Raw genomic sequence first — 15,727 nt, 5'->3', positions numbered from 1 at the left:
ACCTCCCTCCGGCTCCGGGGAGCCGTACGGGCCGCCGTCAGACGAAGCTGTACGGGGGCAGCGGACCGGTCAGCGTGAACTCGTACGCGTCGCCCCGCTGGTCGGCCTCGCGCCGGACGGCTGCCACGAAGGTCTCGGTCTCCGCACGGGGGACGAGGAAGGACAGGTTGAGGAAGTGCTGGGGAGCCGGATCCGCCTGGGAGCACCCGGTGACGACGGGCGCCAGCCGGCCCGCCACCTCCTCGGCCTCCTTCCGGTGGCGGGCGGCCACCTCCTGGGCCACGGCCTCTCCCAGGGCGACCCGGTCGTCATGACGGCCCTCGGCGCGCGCCCGCTCGTTGAGCTGCCGTATCCCGTCGCACTCGGCCATGATCTCCCGCAGGAGGTCGTCCTCGTCCCGGCCGGCCTTGAGGTTGTACTCCACCCGGCCGTCCAGTTCCGCCAGCCGCTCGGCGTACGTGTCGGCTTCCCGGTCCAGGACCGCGGTGACCTCCTCGTCACCGGGGCCCACCAGGCCGAAGCGCATGGGCAGGGTCGCGCCGCCGGCCATCAGCGTCTCCAGCACGCTCTGATGGGCCATGACGTCGCGTCGCTTGGCGCGGAGCCCGGGGGGCGCGTCACTGACCACGGCGGCCAGCCGGCCGGTGCGCACGGTGCGCAGCGCCGAGGGCGGTTCGCCCACGCCGTGCAGGCCGTTCAGCGGCAGCGGGTGGTCGGCGGCGGTGATGGCGTAGATGTAGGTGGACACCGTTACTCCTCGCGTCGCTGGGTCTGACGGCTGGACGTGGACTTGCGGGCCGGGCGCTTGCGGGGCTCCTCCTCGGGCTCGTCGCGCTTGCCCTGCAACGACTCGCTGAACGCCTCGACGGCACCGCTCAGCGCACCCTTGGACTTGCCCTTGGCGCCGCTCTCCGTCATGTCGCCGACCAGGTCGGTGAGCTGGCTCGGCGCCTTGCGGCCGGACTCGAGGTCGAGCCGGTTGCACGCCTCGGCGAACCGCAGGTAGGTGTCGACACTGGCGACCACCACCCGGACATCGATTTTCAGGATTTCGATGCCGACCAGGGACACGCGGACGAATGCGTCGATGACCAGACCGCGGTCGAGTATGAGCTCGAGTACGTCGTAGAGATTTCCCGAGCCGCTCCCGCCGGACGTGGCATTGCTCTGCTGCACGAGTGTCATGGGGAACTCCTTTCGGTGATCTTCCGTTCGGTGATCTTCGTTCCTTCTGACGCCGGAATTCAGCGCCGGTCTATCTGACCTCTGGCATAACGCCGCAGCCTTTCGTAGGACATCAGCCTTCCCTGGGGGTCGAGTTGCACCCGGTAGGAGGCCATCACGCTCATGGTGTCCGGCACTCTCTCCACCTCGACCACTTCCACATCCGCCGTCCAGCCGTCGTCGGTCGCCTTCACCGAGGAGACCGACCCCGGCTCGCACCGCAGCAGTTCCGTGAGCTGCGCCGAGGCATTTCGCATGGCGGTGGGAACGTCGATGCGCTTTTCGTCGTGCTCCTTTTCGCTGTCCTTCTCCGTACTCATCCCTCACCTGTCGCCGGGGAAGCCCGCTCACTGACCGGCCTCCGTCTTTCGTGGCTTCCGGTCGCCTGCCCGAGCCGTCCGGACGTATGCACGAAAAGAACAGATGGACCGTGAAGTCCTCGCGGGAAGCGCTCCGCCCCCGCCATGAGTACGCCCGTTCCGGCGCGCCCCGCGGGCCGCTCAGACGGACAGACGGCCCCTCACCCAGCGCATCGCGCGGTGCACGGCCTCGCGCGACTCCTCCGTCGGGTCGAGGGTCTCGAACGCGTGGCGGCCGTGAGGTACGTCGACCACCTCGACGTGGGCCCCGCACCGGCCGGCCGCGGTCAGGAACTCCTCGACGGTGACGGCGATCTCGGGCGCTTCACGCCCTGCCCGCGTGATGAGAAGGGGCAGGGTGCCCGCGCCCGCCACCGCGTCCACCGGGCGGAACCGGCTGTCGACCAGGCCCCAGCCCGCCTGCGGGGCGAGCACCGGGTAGGAGGCCGCCAGCGCGCGCAGCCAGGCCGGCGGCCGCCTCAGCCAGTCCGCCGCGATGAGGCCGCCGCCCGAGAAGAACCACAGCGCGATCCGGTCCGCGTCCACCCGCGGATCGGCCCGGACACGCTCGACCGCGGCGGCCACGTCCGCGGCGGCGCGCGGGTAGTCGGTCATGTCGTGCAGACGGTGATCGAGCGTCACCCCGACCGCGCCCTCCCTCGCGGCGTATCGCGCGTAGCCCTGGAGGACCGGCCAGTCCCGTGGCGTCGGCAGGGCCCCGGCAGGCACCGGGCCGCCGTGGACGAACACCACGGCAGGCCGGGGACCGTCGGCGTCGGGCACGTACAGGTCGACGTTCCCGGTCCGCTCGCACGGCAGTTGGGGGAGGTCCAGCAGGAACGGCCGCAGGTGCGCGGGCGGTTCGGAGGAGCCGGGTGGGACCAGCCGGTGTCCTTCGCCCGCCGCCGCCCGCAGCAGGTCCTCGGCCAGCTCGGCCGGCAGGGACAGCATCGGCCAGTGGCCGGTGGGCAGTTCGAAGAAGGACACCTGAGGTGCGGCCAGCGGCTGGAAGGCGGGGTCGCCGAGGTCCACCCGCCGCTGGACCATCTCGATCGTCGAGCCGTTGGCCGTGCACAGCACCCCGGTCACGGGCAGCGACGCCGCCCTGCCGGTCAGCCGCAGCGGCTGGAGCAGGGTGCCGAGGGGCTGCGGCGAGGCGAGGGCGGTCAGGCGGTCCAGCGCCGCTTCGGGGATGCCCGCGGTGCTCCCCCAGCGCTGCCACTCCTCGCGGGCCGGGGCGGCCAGACCCCCGCCGTCCCTCTCCGCACCGGCCCGCCCGGCCACCTCCTCGCGCACGGACCGGTCGGGAACGGCGGCCAGCGCGGGCGCTCCGTCCTGGCCCGGCCCCGTGTCCACGCAGACGATCCGGCCGATGCGCTCCGGGCGACGGTCGGCGGCGCCCAGCACCGCGTGGACCCCGTAGCCGTGCCCCACGAGCACGATCTCCCGGTCCGGGCCGGACTCGGCGCCCACCGCGTCGATCAGCGCGAGCACATCTCCGATGTGCGTCTCCAGGTCGATGCCCGCCGTCCCCTCGCCCCGCCGCCCGCCGAGACCGGTGAGGGCCGCCGTGCGCACACCGGCGCCCGCGGAGGCCAGGCGGGCAGCGGTTTCCTCCCACACGTGGGGGCCGGTGAACATGCCTGACACCAGGATGAATTCGGTCATGAGCCTCTCCTCTGCGATCCGTCGTCGGCGGACCGGTCCCGATCATCCCGGCCGCCGTCGCCGGTACCGTAGAAGCTCCCTCAGAGGGAGGTTCAAGTGTTCACGCCGCCCGACGGCCTGTGCAGCATCGGCGAGCTCGCCGAGCGCGCGGGCGTCACCGTCAAGGCCGTCCGCTTCTACTCCGACAACGGCCTGCTGCCGGAGGCCTCCCGCAGCGCGGGCGGGCACCGCCGTTACGGCCCGGACGCCCTCGACCGGCTGCGTCTCCTCCGCTCCCTTCGCACCCTCGGGCTGCCGGTGCGCGAGGTGCGGCGCGTGCTCGACGAGGAGGCGGACGGGGCACAGGGGGCACTGGAGGACGCCGTCGCCGGGCAATTGCGGGATCTCGGCTCGCAGCTGACAGCCCTGCGCTGGCGCGAGGCGGGGATGCGGCTGGTGCTGGAGTGCCCGCCCGGGGAGCGGGCCGACCGGTTGCGCCTGATCGGGGCGGTGGCCGCCCCGCCGAGCACGGCCCCGATGGCCCGCTTCTGGCGGGCCTGGCTGCCGCCGCGGATGCCGGCCCGGGCGAGGACCGCGTTCCTGGAGGTGGCGGTGGCCCGGCCCCCCGACGACCCGGACCCGGCCCAGGTGCTGGCCTTCGCCCGGCTGAACGCACTCGTCACCCGTCCGTGCACGGGCGGCGAGCAGCCCCAGCCCGAGGCGCACAAGGGCTCCGGAGCCCGCGCGTCAGCGGTTCTGTACGCGGGTCTCGCCCAGGCGTACGAGCTGGCGGGCGCCCGGCTGCGCGAGGGCGGCGCACCCCGCCCGGGTGAGGAGCTGGACAGTTTCGTGGACGCCTACGCGCGCGCGTACGGCAGCCGGGACACCCCGGCTTTCCGCAGGCGGCTCGCCGGTCAGCTCGCCGCGGACCCGCGGATCGACCGGTACTGGGAGCTGACGGCCGACGTGATCACCGCTCCGGGCGGCCCGCCGGAGCCGACCCCCGGGTCCGCGCACGACTGGCTGTTCGCCGCGCTGGACGCGCAGACTGCGGCGGGCTGAGCACCGGCCGGCGACGCCGCGGCCGAGCGCATCCGCGCGGTGGCCGGCCGCACCGCGGCCCGGCTCCTCTCCCCGGCGGCCGGCTGCGCACCGGCGCGACGCCACCCCGGCGCCGGCGCGCCCTCGGGGTGACGGCCCGCGGGTCTCAGCGCATCTCCTCCGTGAGGGCCCACCGCTCGTGGTCGCGCCAGGCCCCGTCGATGAACAGGAAGTCCGGCGAGAGGCCCTCCAGCCGGAATCCCGCCCCGCGCACCAGGGCGATCGAGCCGGAGTTCCCGGGCTGGATGTTGGCTTCGAGCCGGTGCAGGCCGAGGGGACCGAAGGCGTACCCGAGGACGAGACCGAGCCCCTCGCTCATCAGGCCGCGCCCGGCCGCGTGCGCGAAGGCACCGTAGCCGAGCGCGCCGCAGCGGAATCCGCCCATGACGATGTTGTTGATGTTGATGAATCCGGCGATCGCCCCGTCGGTGGCACCCCCTGCCGCTCCGTTCCTCTCGCACACCAGGAATCCCGCTCGCGCCGGGTCCTCGATGAGCACGCTCGCGTAGGCGGCGTACGCGTCGGGGTCGGCGGGCGGGAACAGCCAGGGACGGTGCAGCGCGCGGCTCTCCCGGGCGCGGGCGGTGAACTCGTCCGCATCGGTGTACGTGAACGGGCGGATCGCCGTGCGCGGGCCCTCGGCGAGGTAGGTGCGGTCGGACATCGGACCAGCCTAAGGGTCGCGCGGGCGGGGCCGGGGGACAGCCCCTACTTGGCGGTGCGCCTGCGGAAGACGTACGCCCCGCAGGCCATTCCGGCCAGGAACATCACGATCAGCCACACGTACATCGGCATGGTCACCAGCGGAATGATGAGGCGGACCTCGACCTCTTTGGTGTTCTCCACGATGAACACGATCGACAGGACCGCGATGACGAGGACCAGGATGCGGGCCGGCGAGAACGCGCCCGCGCTGTGCTTGCTGCCGCTCGACACGTCCTTCGGGCTCATGAAGCGGCCCCTTCCCTGGTTGCGGTACGCCACAGCCCCCGGGCACCACCATGACTCCTTCCAGGCGCCCGGGGCGGTGGAGCGCGGCCGTTCGGGTGACGGCCGCGCTCCGGCGCTGCCGCGTCACTTCACCGGCGCGCCGACCACCGGCAGTTCCAGCACTCCCGTGTCCCCGGGGGCGCTGACGACGGTGACGGGCTTGATGCCGCGGTTGCCGAAGTACGCGTCGTCGCTGGCCGCGATCGCGAATTCCAGCCGGTGCCCCGCCTCGTACCGGTGCACGATGCCGGGCAGCTGGACGGTGAAGGAGCGGGTCACGTCCGGCACCCGGACCGGCGAGACGAGCCGGTTCACCAGGGTCCTGCTCCCGTCCGGCGCCACGTCGTACATCTTGGCGAACAGGACGAGCTTGTCGGCGGCGTCACCGCTGTTCTGGACACGCTCCGTCTGCGGGGAGACGACCTTCAGCGTGGCCTTCGGGGCCCCGACCACATCGACGGCCGAGGCGAGCGGGGCGCTCGTCCAGCCGAGGTAGGTGCCCTTGGTGTCGTACGGCTTCGGGTCGGGCAGTCCGATGAGGCCGGCGAGCGAACTCTCCGAGTGACTGGTGGGGATCAGCCAGTTGGCGTACTGGCGGCTGCCGCGCGTGACCCCGGCGCGGTCGTCGACGAGCTTGCCGTCACCGGAGAGGTACATCGTCCGGGTCGGACCGGGGACGGCGTCCGCGGTTCCGTAGCCGCTCTGCCAGTCACGGTAATAGGCGAACTCGGGTCCGGTGTCCGTCGTGGACGTGTGACGGAGGTAGCGGTCGAACCAGGCGAGGATGCGGCCGCCGACGTAGCTGCTCTCCAGATTGCCCTGGCCCAGGTCGAGTTCGCCCGGCGCCTGGCCGCCGCTGTGTCCCCATGCCTGCCAGATCATCTTGGCCGTGGTGCCCTGCGCCTTGAGCGTCCGGTACGTGGCGGTGGCCTCGTTCAGGTTGAACAGGCTGTCGGCCTGGCCCTGGATCAGCAGGGTAGGCGCCTTGACGCGCTTCAGGTACGAGACGGGCGAGACGCTCCGCGCGTAGTCGAGCATGGCGGCGGTCCGGCCCGCGGGGTAGCGGCCGGAGTTGAGCAGCCGGATGGTGTCGCACGCCTGCGCGGCGAAGTGGAGGCAGTCGAGGCTGCCGAAGCGCGACGGGTCGAGGCTGGGACTGAGGATCGTCTGGCCCTCCCCCATCAGGTAGAAGCCGTTGGTCCACTGCCATTTGAAGACGCCGGCGGTGTCGGACGAGACGCCGCGGGCCGCTCCGGTGTTGTTCGGGGCGAGCGCGTAGCCGAGGTCGTTCCAGGTGATGAGCGGGACGAGCGCGTCGACGCGGGGGTCCACGGCCGCGGTGGCCATCTGGATCGCACCGCCGTAGGAACCGCCGATCATGCCGACCGTGGGGTCTCCAGGGCCGTCCTGGGTGACGAAGTCGGCCCTGGTGCCGTCGTCGGCGGCGCGTGTCCCGCCGAGGAAGTCCACGAGGGCGGCCGCCGCCCTGCCGTCCGTCTCCGGGTCGTCGAGGGTGATGAGGCAGCCGGACTTGCCGAAGCCCAGGCCGGAGTAGACGAGTCCGGCGTAGCCGCGGGAGGCGAACGCCTTGCCGATGCCGTCGGTCGACCCGTCCGACTTGCTGCCGCCGAAGCCGTTGGTGGCGAGCACGGCGGGCACCCTGTGCAGGGCGTCGGCTCCGGCGGGCCGGTAGAGGTCGGCGTCCACGGTGCAGGAGCGGCCGCCTGCGGACACGGTGAACTTCAGCGGGGTGACGGTGTACGCGGACAGGGCCGCCGTGCCCGCCTGTGCGGTGCCGGCGAGCACGAGGGGTGCGGCGAGCGCGGCCCCGGCGACGAGGGCCAGTGGTTTGCGGGACAGCGGCTTCGACGACTTCGACGACTTCGACCGCGACCGGAAGAGGGAACCGGAGACAGCACGCGACACGAGGACCTCCACACCGAGGACACCTTACCGACCGGTAAGTATTGGGTCGCGCTCATGCTGTGACACAGGTCATAGCGGTGTCAACGCCCAGGACGGCGTTTTCCTGAGGGCCGCTCAGCTTCCGGGCGTCGCGGCCCCGTCCGGACCATGCCCCGGTGCACGCCGGAGACCCGCGACGGCCCGGGCATCACACCTGGGCCGTCGCGGGTCGGGTTCCGTGCGCGTGCAGATCCGGGTTCCGGCACGCGTACGCATCCGGGACGGGGTGCGCGTGCGGATCCGGGGGGGCGGGGCCGGGTTCGGTTCGCTCAGACCAGTGCCGGGACCTCGACCGTGAGCGTCGCCGGGCCGCCGTCCGCCGGAGCGTCCAGCACGGCCGGCACCCCGAGGGGAATCGTCAGCGCGGTGGGGCCGTGGCCGAAGCCGAGCTCCTCGACGACGGGCACGCCCAGGGGGCCGAGCCGGTCGGCGAGCACCGCCCGGACGCGCTCGTACGGCCCGCAGCCCACCCACGAACCGCAGGCCACCCCGGCTATGCCGTCGAGCGCCCCGGCCCGCAGCAGCTGGGTGAGGATACGGTCGATGCCGTACGGATCCTCGGTGGTGTCCTCGATGACCAGCAGACCGCCCCGGGCCGAGGTGCGGGCGTGCGGGGTGGCGAGGTCGGCGGCGAGCAGGCTCACACAGCCGCCGTACGTGATGCCCCGGGCCCGGCCCGGCACCAGCGCTCTCGCGTCGTCGAGCCCCAGCGTCATCACCGTCTCCGGCTCGAACAGGGTGGCCCGCAGTGACTCCTGGGTCGGCGGGTCCTTCAGGAAGACCTCCGTCCCCACCATGGGGCCGTGCAGGGTGACGAGCCCCGTCCGCAGGGCGAACGCCTCGTGGAGGACGGTGATGTCGCTGTAGCCGACGAACACCTTGGGCCCGGCGGCCCGCATCGCCGCCCAGTCCACCAGATCGACCATGCGGTGCGCCCCGTATCCCCCGCGGGCGCAGATCACCGCGTCGACGGACGGATCGCACCAGGCGTCCTGGAGGTCCCGGGCCCGCGCCTCGTCGCTGCCGCCGAGGTACTCCAACTCCCGGTGCACGTCCAGCACGTGCGGCATCACGACCGGGTCGAGCCCCCAGCCGCGCAGCAGGTCGAGGCCCGGCTCCAGCCGGTCGGCGGGCACCGGTCCGCTCGGGGAGACGACGGCGACCCTGGCGCCCGCGCGCAGCCGGGCGGGCCTGGTCAGAGGGGCGAGGGCCGGGGGCGCGAGGGTCACGTCCCCAGCTCCAGCCGCGGCACGTCGCTCCGGTCGATCCCGAAGGTCTGCGCGTACAGAGAGAGTTCGGCCTCCAGCGCGCTGATCATGGTCTCGGCGCGCCGGAATCCGTGTCCTTCGCCCGGGTAGGTGAGATAGGCGTGCGGGATGCCGCGCCCCCGGACCGCCTCCAGGAACCGTTCGCACTGCACGGGCGGGCAGATCGGGTCGTCCTCCCCCTGGAGGATCAGGAAGGGGGTCGTGAGCCCGGCGGTGCGGCTGACCGGTGATCGGTCGCGGTAGCGGTCGGGGACCTCGGCGAGCGGGCCGACCAGGGACTCCAGGTACTGCGATTCGAAGTCGTGGGTCTCGTCGGTGCCCCAGCCGGTCAGATCCAGGATGGGGTAGATGATCGTGCCGCAGGCGTAGACGTCGGTCCCGGTCAGCGAGGCGGCGGCGGTCCACCCCCCGGCGCTGCCGCCGCGGACGGCGAGCCGGCGGGGATCGGCGGTTCCCTCGGCGGCGAGCGCACCGGCGACGGCGGCGCAGTCCTCCACGTCGACGACGCCCCACTGTTCGCGCAGGCGGTTGCGGTAGGCCCGGCCGTAGCCGGTGGAGCCGCCGTAGTTCACCTCGGCGACGCCGATGCCGCGCGAGGTGAAGTACGCGATCTCCAGGTCGAGTACGAGTGCGGCGTGGCCGGTGGGGCCGCCGTGGGCCCACACCACGTACGGCGGCAGTTCGCCGGCCGGGCCGGTGCGGTCGGGGCTGTGCGGCGGGTAGACCTGGGCGTGGATCTCGCGGCCGCCGGGGCCGGTGAAGGTGCGGACGGACGGCTCGGGGTAGTACGCCGGGTCGACCGCGTCCTCGTGCGGTGCGCCGATGATCCGGGTGTGCCCGGTCGCGGTGTCCAGTTCCACGATCTCGTACGCGCTGCGCGGGCTCGCCGCGATGCCGATGACGCGGCTCCCCTGCACGGCAAGGGTCTCGGCCCATTCGGTCCAGCCCCCGGCGATGTCGACGAGGTCGCCCGTCTCCGGGTCGAGGATGCCGAGTGTGGTGGATCCGACGCCGTGGAGGGCCGCGATGAGGCCGTTGTCCAGCGGACAGAACCAGTTGAGCCCGATCTTCCACAAAGGTCCCGCGAACTCCTCCTCGCGGGGGCAGAGTTCATCGACGGCGCTGCCGTCCGGAACGCCGCGGTACAGGTTCCACCACCCGCTGCGGTCGCCGGCGAACAGCAGCTGGCCGTCGGCGCTCCACCGGACCTGCGGCACGGATTCGTCCGGGCCGCCCGCGAAGGTGCGGGCGTCGCGGAACGTGCCGTCCTCGCCGATGTCGGCGAGGATCACCTCGGTGCCGTCCCACGGCATCCGCGGATGGTCCCAGGCGATCCAGGCCGCCTGCCGCCCGTCGGGCGAGACCTCGGGGCCGGTGACGAACCGGTGCCGGCCGTCGGAGAGTTCGCGTACCGCCGACCGGTCGTCGGCCGCCGAGCCGTCCAGCGGGACGGCGGCGATCACCCGGCGCAGTTCGGTGGGGGCATCGCCGGTGAACTCCTCCAGGACGCACCACACTTCGCCCGCCGCGCCCCGCTCGGGATGCAGCCGTGGGTCGGCCCAGCGCAGCCCGCCGCCGATCGTGGAGACGGGGGTCAGGGGCCATGGTGCGCCCGGCTCGTCGGGGGCGTAGGCGTACAGCCGCTGGTCGTCGAAGTGGACGAAGACGATGAGCGGTCCGCCCTCGGCGCGTTCGGTGCCGGCCCAGGGCCTTCCGCCGTACTCGATGACGCGGCTGCGCACGTTCCACGGCGCGGGCAGCTCCGCGGTGGCGCCGTCCGGCGACCTGCGGACCAGGGCGCGCCGGCCGGCCTGGGCCGGGCGCGGCTCCGTCCACCAGAGCTCGTCCCCGACCGCCCCCACGTACTCGGGGCGGCCGTCGCGGGAGGCGGCGAGCGCGGCGTCGATCGGAGACGGCCAGCTTCCGTAGGCCGCTGCGGTTTTCATGATCGTTTCCCCCGAGTGGTTCAGGCGGTACGCAGATAGTGGTCCAGGACCCGGACACCGAAGTGCAGCGCCTCGACGGGCACGCGCTCGTCCACACCGTGGAAGAGGGCCTGGTAGTCGAAACCGACGGGCAGCTTGAGCGGCGAGAAGCCGTAGCCGGTGATGCCGAGCCGGGAGAACTGCTTGGCGTCGGTGCCGCCGGACATGGAGTACGGCACGACGTGGCCGTCGGGGTCGAACCGCTCGACGGCCGCTCGGAGCTTGGCGAACGTGGGCGAGTCGACCGGCGCCTGGAGGGGCACCTCACGGTGGTGGAACTCCCAGTCGACCGAGGGTCCCGTCAGCCGGTCCATCGTGGCGTGGAACTCGTCCTCGCCGCCGGGGACCATCCGGCCGTCGATGTACGCGGTGGCGTGGCCCGGGATCACGTTGACCTTGTAACCGGCCTCCAGCATCGTCGGGTTGGAGCTGTTGCGGACGGTGGGCGCGACGAGGTCGGCGGCCGGCCCGATCTTGCCGAGGAGTTCGTCCACGTCGAAGCCGGGGGCGTCGAGGTCGGGGTGGATGCCGTGCAGCGCGGCGATCTCGGTGAGGGCGGCGCGGACCGTGGGCGTGAGGCGCACCGGCCATTCGTGGTCGCCGATGCGGGCGACGGCCGCGGCCAGTGCGCTGACCGCGTTCGCGTGGTTGACCTTGGAGCCGTGCCCCGCCTTGCCGTGGGCGGTGAGCTTGAGCCATCCGGTGCCGCGTTCGCCCGCGGCGATCGGGTAGAGCGGCATGTTCGGCCCGGCGTGGAAGGTGAAGGCGCCGGACTCGCTGATGCCTTCGGTACACCCTTCGAACAGTGCGGCGTGCCGGTCGGCGAGGAAGCCGGAGCCGTCATCGGCGCTGGCCTCCTCGTCGGCGGTGTACGCGATCACGATGTCGCGGCGGGGGCGGATGCCGGCCCTGGCCCAGTAGCGGACGACGGCGAGGACCATCGCGTCCATGTTCTTCATGTCGATGGCGCCGCGGCCCCAGACGACTCCGTCGCGCACCTCGCCGGAGAAGGGGTGCACGCTCCAGTCGCCGGCCTCGGCGGGCACGACGTCCAGGTGGCCGTGGACCAGGAGGGCGTCCGCGGACGGGTCGGTGCCCGCGATGCGGGCGACCACGTTGGTGCGGCCGGGCGTGCGCTCCAGCATCGCCGGTTCGAGTCCGGCGGCGGCGAGCCGCTCGGCGACGTACTCGGCGGCCGGGCGTTCGCGGCAGTCGCCGCCGCCCCGGTTGGTGGTGTCGATCCGGATCAGTTCGGAGGTGAACGTCACCGATTCGCCGAGCGCGAGCGCGTCGACGCCGTCCTGGGGTGTGCTCGCCTCAGCCATACTGTTCCTCCACGGCGGACGACGCGATCGTCGTCACCGCCTTGAACGTGCGGATTCCTTCGTACATCGTCGCGCTCGTGTAGGCGACCCGCCTCTCGCCGGCGGGCGCCACGCCGGGTACGACGGTGGCCGCCGCGGCCAGGTGTTCGGCGTCGAACTCCAGCTCCACGGTGAAGGGGCCGCCGTCCACCGGTGTGTGCCGCCCGGCGAGTGCGACCGCCTCCTTGGCCGCCGCACGGATGTCGGCGGCGGTACGCGCGGGGGTACGGCAGACCGCGGCGTAGCGCGACACGTAGTCCTTGACCGCGACCGTCCGTGCGTCGGGGGCGTAGCCCTTCGCGTCCACACAGGTCAGGTCGTCGCCGGTGACGAGGACGACGGGCACGCCGTACTCCGCGGCCACGTGGGCGTTGAGCAGCCCTTCGCTGGCCCTGGTTCCGTTCAGCCACACCCCGGTGAGGGAGTTGGCCAGGTAGGTGTGGGCCAGCACGCCCTCCGTGCCGGCGCCCGTGTGGTAGCCGACGAAGGCGACGGCATCGACGTCGCCGTGCTGGATGCCCTCCACCATGCTGAGCGACTTGTGCTTGCCGGTGAGCATCTGGACCCGGTCGTCGAGCCGCTCCAGCAGGAGGTTGCGCATGGTCCAGTGGGCCTCGTTGATGAGCACCTCGTCGGCGCCCCCGTCGTAGAAACCGAGGGCGGCCGCGTTGACGTCCGAGGTGAACAGGGAGCGGCACCGCTCCCACTGGGGCGTGCCGGGCAGCACATCGGCCGGCCAGGTCACGCCGGTGGCGCCTTCCATGTCGGCGCTGACGAGGATCTTCATGCGGCCACACGGTACGCGCCGCCGAACGCGCAGGCCAGGGCTGTCCGGACCTCCATAGGTCCATTCCACTGAAGGCCCGGGCCCGAGGGCGCGTGCTCCGGGCGATGGTGCCGGGCGCAGGCGCGCCGACGCGGCGAGGACCGGGCCTCGGCGTGGCGGCGGGCCCTGCCGGGCCCGGGAGCGCTCAGCCGTCCCGGGCCCGGATCGCTCAGCCGCCGATGCGCAGGACCAGCTTGCCGGTCGACGTGCGCCCCTCCATCAGGAGGTGCGCGTCGGCCGCGTCCGCCAGCGCGAACTCGGCCGTCACCGGAAGGTCGACGTGCCCGTCGGTCACGGCGCGGAAGGACCGCTCCGCGACGGCACGCAGGGTGGCGGGGTCACTCGCGGCCAGCTCCAGGATCGAGAAGCCGGCCACGGACCTGCTGCCCGGGTAGAGGTCGGACTGCCCGACGCTCCAGGGCGGTGCTCCGCTCGCGTTGCCGAAGGAGACCAGGCGCCCGAAGACGGAGAGCGCCTCGACTCCCCGTCGCAGGGTGTCTCCGCCGACGGGGTCGAGGACCAGGTCGACGCCCCGGCCGCCGGTGGTGCGGCGGACCTCGTCCGGGAAGGTGTCGCCGGTGAACACCTCGTCGTAGCCGTGGTCGAGGGCGTACGCGGCCTTCGCGGCCGAGGACACCACGCCGTACACGGCTCCGGCGCCGGCGGCCCGGGCCAGCTGGCCGGCCACCGTGCCGACTCCGCCGGCCGCGCCCTGCACCAGCACGCTCTCGCCGGCCCGCAGCCGCCCGACCTCGTGCAGCAGGGCGTGTGCGGTCGGCAGCACGGTGGGCAGGGTGGCCCCGGTGCGCAGGCCGACGCCGTCGGGGAGCGGGAAGACGGTGGCGGCCGGCGCGGCCACCACGTCCGCGTATCCGCCGCCGTCGAGGAACGCGGCGACCTCCTGGCCGGGGTGCAGCCCCGTGACCCCCTCGCCGAGGGCTCGTACCCGGCCGGAGACCTCCAGGCCCGGGACGAAGGGCAGCTCCGGCACCCGGTATCCGTCCGAACGGGCCTTCAGATCAGCGAAGTTGACGCCGGCGTAGGCGACGTCGATGGTGACCTGGCCGGGGCCGGGCTCCGGGACGGCCGTCTCGACGAGGGTCAGCACCTCGGGGCCGCCGTACTCCTTGAACTCGATCACACGCATGACAGACCGCCCCCTGGAATGGTGTTCAACGAAAAGCGAACACTTGGAGTGTAAGATATTCATCGAACACTCGGCAAGCGTCACGGCCACGAGCACCGCCACGAACACGGGGAGCGGACATGCCCAACCAGCCGGCAGGCAGCGGACACCGCGCCGCCCCCGTGCACACCGACCCGGCGGAGGTCTCCGTCCTCGGGGCCCTGTCCGCACTCGCGGACCCGGTCCGCCTCCAGCTGGTCCGCGAACTGGCGGACTCCGAGGACTGGACGCGCAGCTGCGGCAGTTTCGACGTGCCGGTCGGCAAGGCCGCCCTCAGCCATCACTTCTCGGTGCTGCGCGGGGCGGGCCTGGTGGAGCAGCGCGACCTCGGCGCCAAGCGGGTCAACCGGCTGCGCCGCGAGGAGTTCGAGGCCCGGTTCCCCGGCCTGCTGCACCTGCTGCTGCGAGCGGACGACGCCTGAGGCCGCCGACGCGCCGGGGGTGCTCCCGTCGATGGACTCCCCGGGCAGATCGGCCCGCCCGTCGTAGCGGGCGTACCCCTCGATCATGTGCGTGGGGACGCGGCGCAGCGCCTGCACCTCGCCGCCAGGGCTCCCGGTCAGATCGAGGGACTCGGCCGCCTCCACGGCGGCCCGGGAGCGCGCGCACTCCTCGTGCCGCATCCGGAACGCCCCCGCCGGATCGGCCGCGTCGACCTCGAACGACGCGAACTCGCCCGCCCCCTTCCCGCACGCGTCCGGCCGGCGCCCCTGTCCGGGGCGCCGGCCGGTCGTGGTTCAGCGGCGCTTCGCGCCCTTCAGGAGCTTCTCGATCCTGGCGAGTTCCTTGTCGCCGAAGTCGAGGTTGCGGATCGCCTCGACGCTGTTCTCCAGCTGCGCCACGCTGCTCGCGCCGACCACCGCCGACGTCACCCGGCCGCCGCGCAGCACCCAGGCCAGCGCCATCTGCGCCAGCGACTGACCGCGTTCGGAGGCCAGCTCGTTCAGCTCGACAAGGCGGCCGACCAGCTCGGGCGTGACCGCCTCGGCCGACAGGAACGGGCTGCTGCCCGCGGCGCGCGAGCCCTCGGGAATGCCGCGCAGGTAGCGGTCCGAGAGGATGCCCTGTTCCAGCGGCGAGTAGGCGATGGAGCCGACGCCCAGCTCGTCCAGGGCCGTGAGCAGACCGTCCTCGACCCAGCGGTCCAGCATCGAGTAGCGCGGCTGGTGGATGAGCAGCGGGGTGCCGAGGTCCTTCAGGATCCGGGCGGCCTCCCTCGTCTGCTCGGCCGAGTAGTTGGAGACGCCCACATACAGCGCCTTGCCCTGCTGCACCGCCGAGTGGAGTGCGCCCATCGTCTCCTCGAGCGGCGTCTCCGGGTCGGGCCGGTGGGAGTAGAAGATGTCGACGTAGTCGAGGCCCAGGCGGGTGAGGCTCTGGTCCAGCGAGGAGAGGAGGTTCTTGCGCGAGCCCCACTCCCCGTACGGACCGTCCCACATCAGGTAGCCCGCCTTGGTGGACACGATGATCTCGTCCCGGTGCCGGGCGAAGTCGGTCGCCAGCGCGCGGCCCATCGCCGTCTCGGCGGAGCCGGGCGGCGGGCCGTAGTTGTTCGCCAGGTCGAAGTGGGTGATGCCCAGGTCGAACGCCCGGCGGAGGATCTGCCCCTGGGACTCCGGCGTCCGGTCACCGCCGAAGTTGTGCCACAGCCCGAGCGAGAGGGCGGGCAGCTTGAGACCGCTGCGCCCGGTGCGCCGGTACGGCATGTCCTGGTAGCGGTCGGCGGACGGGATGTACATGCGGGGCTCCAGGGGGAGTGATCGTTCGGGTTCTGTGCGGAGTACGACGTGCGGGGTCCAGGCTCGCTCACAA

The 15,727-nt window shown here is 72.9% G+C and carries 15 protein-coding genes and 1 pseudogene; 2 read left to right on the top strand and 14 right to left on the bottom strand.

The window, feature by feature from the left end; all coding sequences use genetic code 11:
• Nucleotides 1-37 precede the first annotated feature (37 nt).
• From E6R60_RS02415 to E6R60_RS02400, 4 genes are all read right to left on the bottom strand, one after another.
• Nucleotides 38-748: a GvpL/GvpF family gas vesicle protein gene (locus E6R60_RS02415; RefSeq protein ID WP_136324661.1), complete on the bottom strand. Its 711-nt coding sequence runs from the start codon at nt 746-748 to the stop codon at nt 38-40.
• Nucleotides 749-750: 2 nt separating this feature from the next.
• Complete coding sequence (locus E6R60_RS02410) at nt 751-1,185, bottom strand: gas vesicle structural protein GvpA (protein ID WP_136324660.1); 435 nt, start codon at nt 1,183-1,185, stop codon at nt 751-753.
• 59 nt (nt 1,186-1,244) lie between these two features.
• Nucleotides 1,245-1,544, bottom strand: a complete 300-nt coding sequence (locus E6R60_RS02405; RefSeq protein ID WP_136324659.1) for a gas vesicle protein — start codon at nt 1,542-1,544, stop codon at nt 1,245-1,247.
• A gap of 180 nt (nt 1,545-1,724) precedes the next feature.
• Nucleotides 1,725-3,251, bottom strand: coding sequence for an alpha/beta fold hydrolase (locus E6R60_RS02400; protein ID WP_136324658.1), 1,527 nt, complete (start codon nt 3,249-3,251; stop codon nt 1,725-1,727).
• A 96-nt stretch (nt 3,252-3,347) separates the two neighbouring features.
• Between E6R60_RS02400 and E6R60_RS02395 the strand changes: the two genes are divergently transcribed.
• Nucleotides 3,348-4,292: a MerR family transcriptional regulator gene (locus tag E6R60_RS02395; protein ID WP_136324657.1), complete on the top strand. Its 945-nt coding sequence runs from the start codon at nt 3,348-3,350 to the stop codon at nt 4,290-4,292.
• A 145-nt stretch (nt 4,293-4,437) separates the two neighbouring features.
• On the opposite strand, the gene E6R60_RS02390 is transcribed toward E6R60_RS02395, so the two are convergent.
• From E6R60_RS02390 to E6R60_RS02355, 8 genes are all read right to left on the bottom strand, one after another.
• The gene (locus E6R60_RS02390; RefSeq protein WP_136324656.1) at nt 4,438-4,995 is read right to left on the bottom strand and encodes a GNAT family protein; all 558 of its coding nucleotides are present in this window, start codon (nt 4,993-4,995) and stop codon (nt 4,438-4,440) included.
• A 44-nt stretch (nt 4,996-5,039) separates the two neighbouring features.
• On the bottom strand, nt 5,040-5,282 hold the full coding sequence (locus E6R60_RS02385; RefSeq protein WP_136324655.1) for a DUF1049 domain-containing protein: 243 nt from the start codon (nt 5,280-5,282) through the stop codon (nt 5,040-5,042).
• A gap of 123 nt (nt 5,283-5,405) precedes the next feature.
• Nucleotides 5,406-7,181 (bottom strand): CocE/NonD family hydrolase, encoded by a 1,776-nt coding sequence (locus tag E6R60_RS02380; protein ID WP_136324904.1) that lies wholly within the window; start codon nt 7,179-7,181, stop codon nt 5,406-5,408.
• A gap of 374 nt (nt 7,182-7,555) precedes the next feature.
• Nucleotides 7,556-8,515 (bottom strand): LD-carboxypeptidase, encoded by a 960-nt coding sequence (locus tag E6R60_RS02375; protein ID WP_136324654.1) that lies wholly within the window; start codon nt 8,513-8,515, stop codon nt 7,556-7,558.
• Nucleotides 8,512-10,500 (bottom strand): prolyl oligopeptidase family serine peptidase, encoded by a 1,989-nt coding sequence (locus E6R60_RS02370; RefSeq protein WP_136324653.1) that lies wholly within the window; start codon nt 10,498-10,500, stop codon nt 8,512-8,514. The genes E6R60_RS02375 and E6R60_RS02370 overlap by 4 nt, the downstream gene beginning before the upstream one ends.
• A gap of 20 nt (nt 10,501-10,520) precedes the next feature.
• Entirely contained in the window at nt 10,521-11,864 is a 1,344-nt protein-coding gene (locus tag E6R60_RS02365) for a M20/M25/M40 family metallo-hydrolase (RefSeq protein WP_136324652.1), read from the bottom strand.
• Nucleotides 11,857-12,690, bottom strand: a complete 834-nt coding sequence (locus tag E6R60_RS02360; protein WP_136324651.1) for a M55 family metallopeptidase — start codon at nt 12,688-12,690, stop codon at nt 11,857-11,859. The genes E6R60_RS02365 and E6R60_RS02360 overlap by 8 nt, the downstream gene beginning before the upstream one ends.
• Nucleotides 12,691-12,898: 208 nt before the next feature.
• Nucleotides 12,899-13,876 carry a zinc-binding dehydrogenase gene (locus tag E6R60_RS02355; RefSeq protein WP_136324650.1) on the bottom strand — a complete coding sequence of 326 codons (978 nt, stop codon included), beginning with the start codon at nt 13,874-13,876 and terminating at the stop codon, nt 12,899-12,901.
• Between the two features lie 119 nt (nt 13,877-13,995).
• Here E6R60_RS02355 and E6R60_RS02350 point away from each other — a divergent pair, with 119 nt between their 5' ends.
• Nucleotides 13,996-14,337 carry a helix-turn-helix transcriptional regulator gene (locus E6R60_RS02350; protein WP_136324649.1) on the top strand — a complete coding sequence of 114 codons (342 nt, stop codon included), beginning with the start codon at nt 13,996-13,998 and terminating at the stop codon, nt 14,335-14,337.
• A gap of 36 nt (nt 14,338-14,373) precedes the next feature.
• Here the strand turns inward: E6R60_RS02350 and E6R60_RS37750 are convergent.
• Both E6R60_RS37750 and E6R60_RS02340 read right to left on the bottom strand, forming a co-directional pair.
• Nucleotides 14,374-14,565 (bottom strand): annotated as a pseudogene (locus E6R60_RS37750) (DUF664 domain-containing protein); the annotation flags it as partial.
• Nucleotides 14,566-14,652: 87 nt separating this feature from the next.
• Entirely contained in the window at nt 14,653-15,654 is a 1,002-nt protein-coding gene (locus E6R60_RS02340) for an aldo/keto reductase (protein WP_136324648.1), read from the bottom strand.
• Nucleotides 15,655-15,727: the final 73 nt, after the last annotated feature.

It is taken from the genome of Streptomyces sp. A0642, from assembly GCF_004795105.1.
In the GTDB taxonomy this organism is placed as follows: Bacteria; Actinomycetota; Actinomycetes; order Streptomycetales; family Streptomycetaceae; genus Streptomyces.
The sequence above is the reverse complement of the archived record's forward strand: the minus strand, read 5'-3'. Positions and strand labels throughout refer to the sequence as shown.

Excerpts from the sequence above, each read along its gene's own strand:
- E6R60_RS02385 (WP_136324655.1), bottom strand. The coding sequence starts at position 5,282 with ATGAGCCCGAAGGACGTGTCGAGCGGCAGCAAGCACAGCGCGGGCGCG.
- E6R60_RS02400 (WP_136324658.1), bottom strand. The coding sequence starts at position 3,251 with ATGACCGAATTCATCCTGGTGTCAGGCATGTTCACCGGCCCCCACGTG.
- E6R60_RS02390 (WP_136324656.1), bottom strand. The coding sequence starts at position 4,995 with ATGTCCGACCGCACCTACCTCGCCGAGGGCCCGCGCACGGCGATCCGC.
- E6R60_RS02340 (WP_136324648.1), bottom strand. The coding sequence starts at position 15,654 with ATGTACATCCCGTCCGCCGACCGCTACCAGGACATGCCGTACCGGCGC.
- E6R60_RS02365 (WP_136324652.1), bottom strand. The coding sequence starts at position 11,864 with ATGGCTGAGGCGAGCACACCCCAGGACGGCGTCGACGCGCTCGCGCTC.
- E6R60_RS02355 (WP_136324650.1), bottom strand. The coding sequence starts at position 13,876 with ATGCGTGTGATCGAGTTCAAGGAGTACGGCGGCCCCGAGGTGCTGACC.
- E6R60_RS02370 (WP_136324653.1), bottom strand. The coding sequence starts at position 10,500 with ATGAAAACCGCAGCGGCCTACGGAAGCTGGCCGTCTCCGATCGACGCC.
- E6R60_RS02405 (WP_136324659.1), bottom strand. The coding sequence starts at position 1,544 with ATGAGTACGGAGAAGGACAGCGAAAAGGAGCACGACGAAAAGCGCATC.
- E6R60_RS02350 (WP_136324649.1), top strand. The coding sequence starts at position 13,996 with ATGCCCAACCAGCCGGCAGGCAGCGGACACCGCGCCGCCCCCGTGCAC.
- E6R60_RS02360 (WP_136324651.1), bottom strand. The coding sequence starts at position 12,690 with ATGAAGATCCTCGTCAGCGCCGACATGGAAGGCGCCACCGGCGTGACC.
- E6R60_RS02410 (WP_136324660.1), bottom strand. The coding sequence starts at position 1,185 with ATGACACTCGTGCAGCAGAGCAATGCCACGTCCGGCGGGAGCGGCTCG.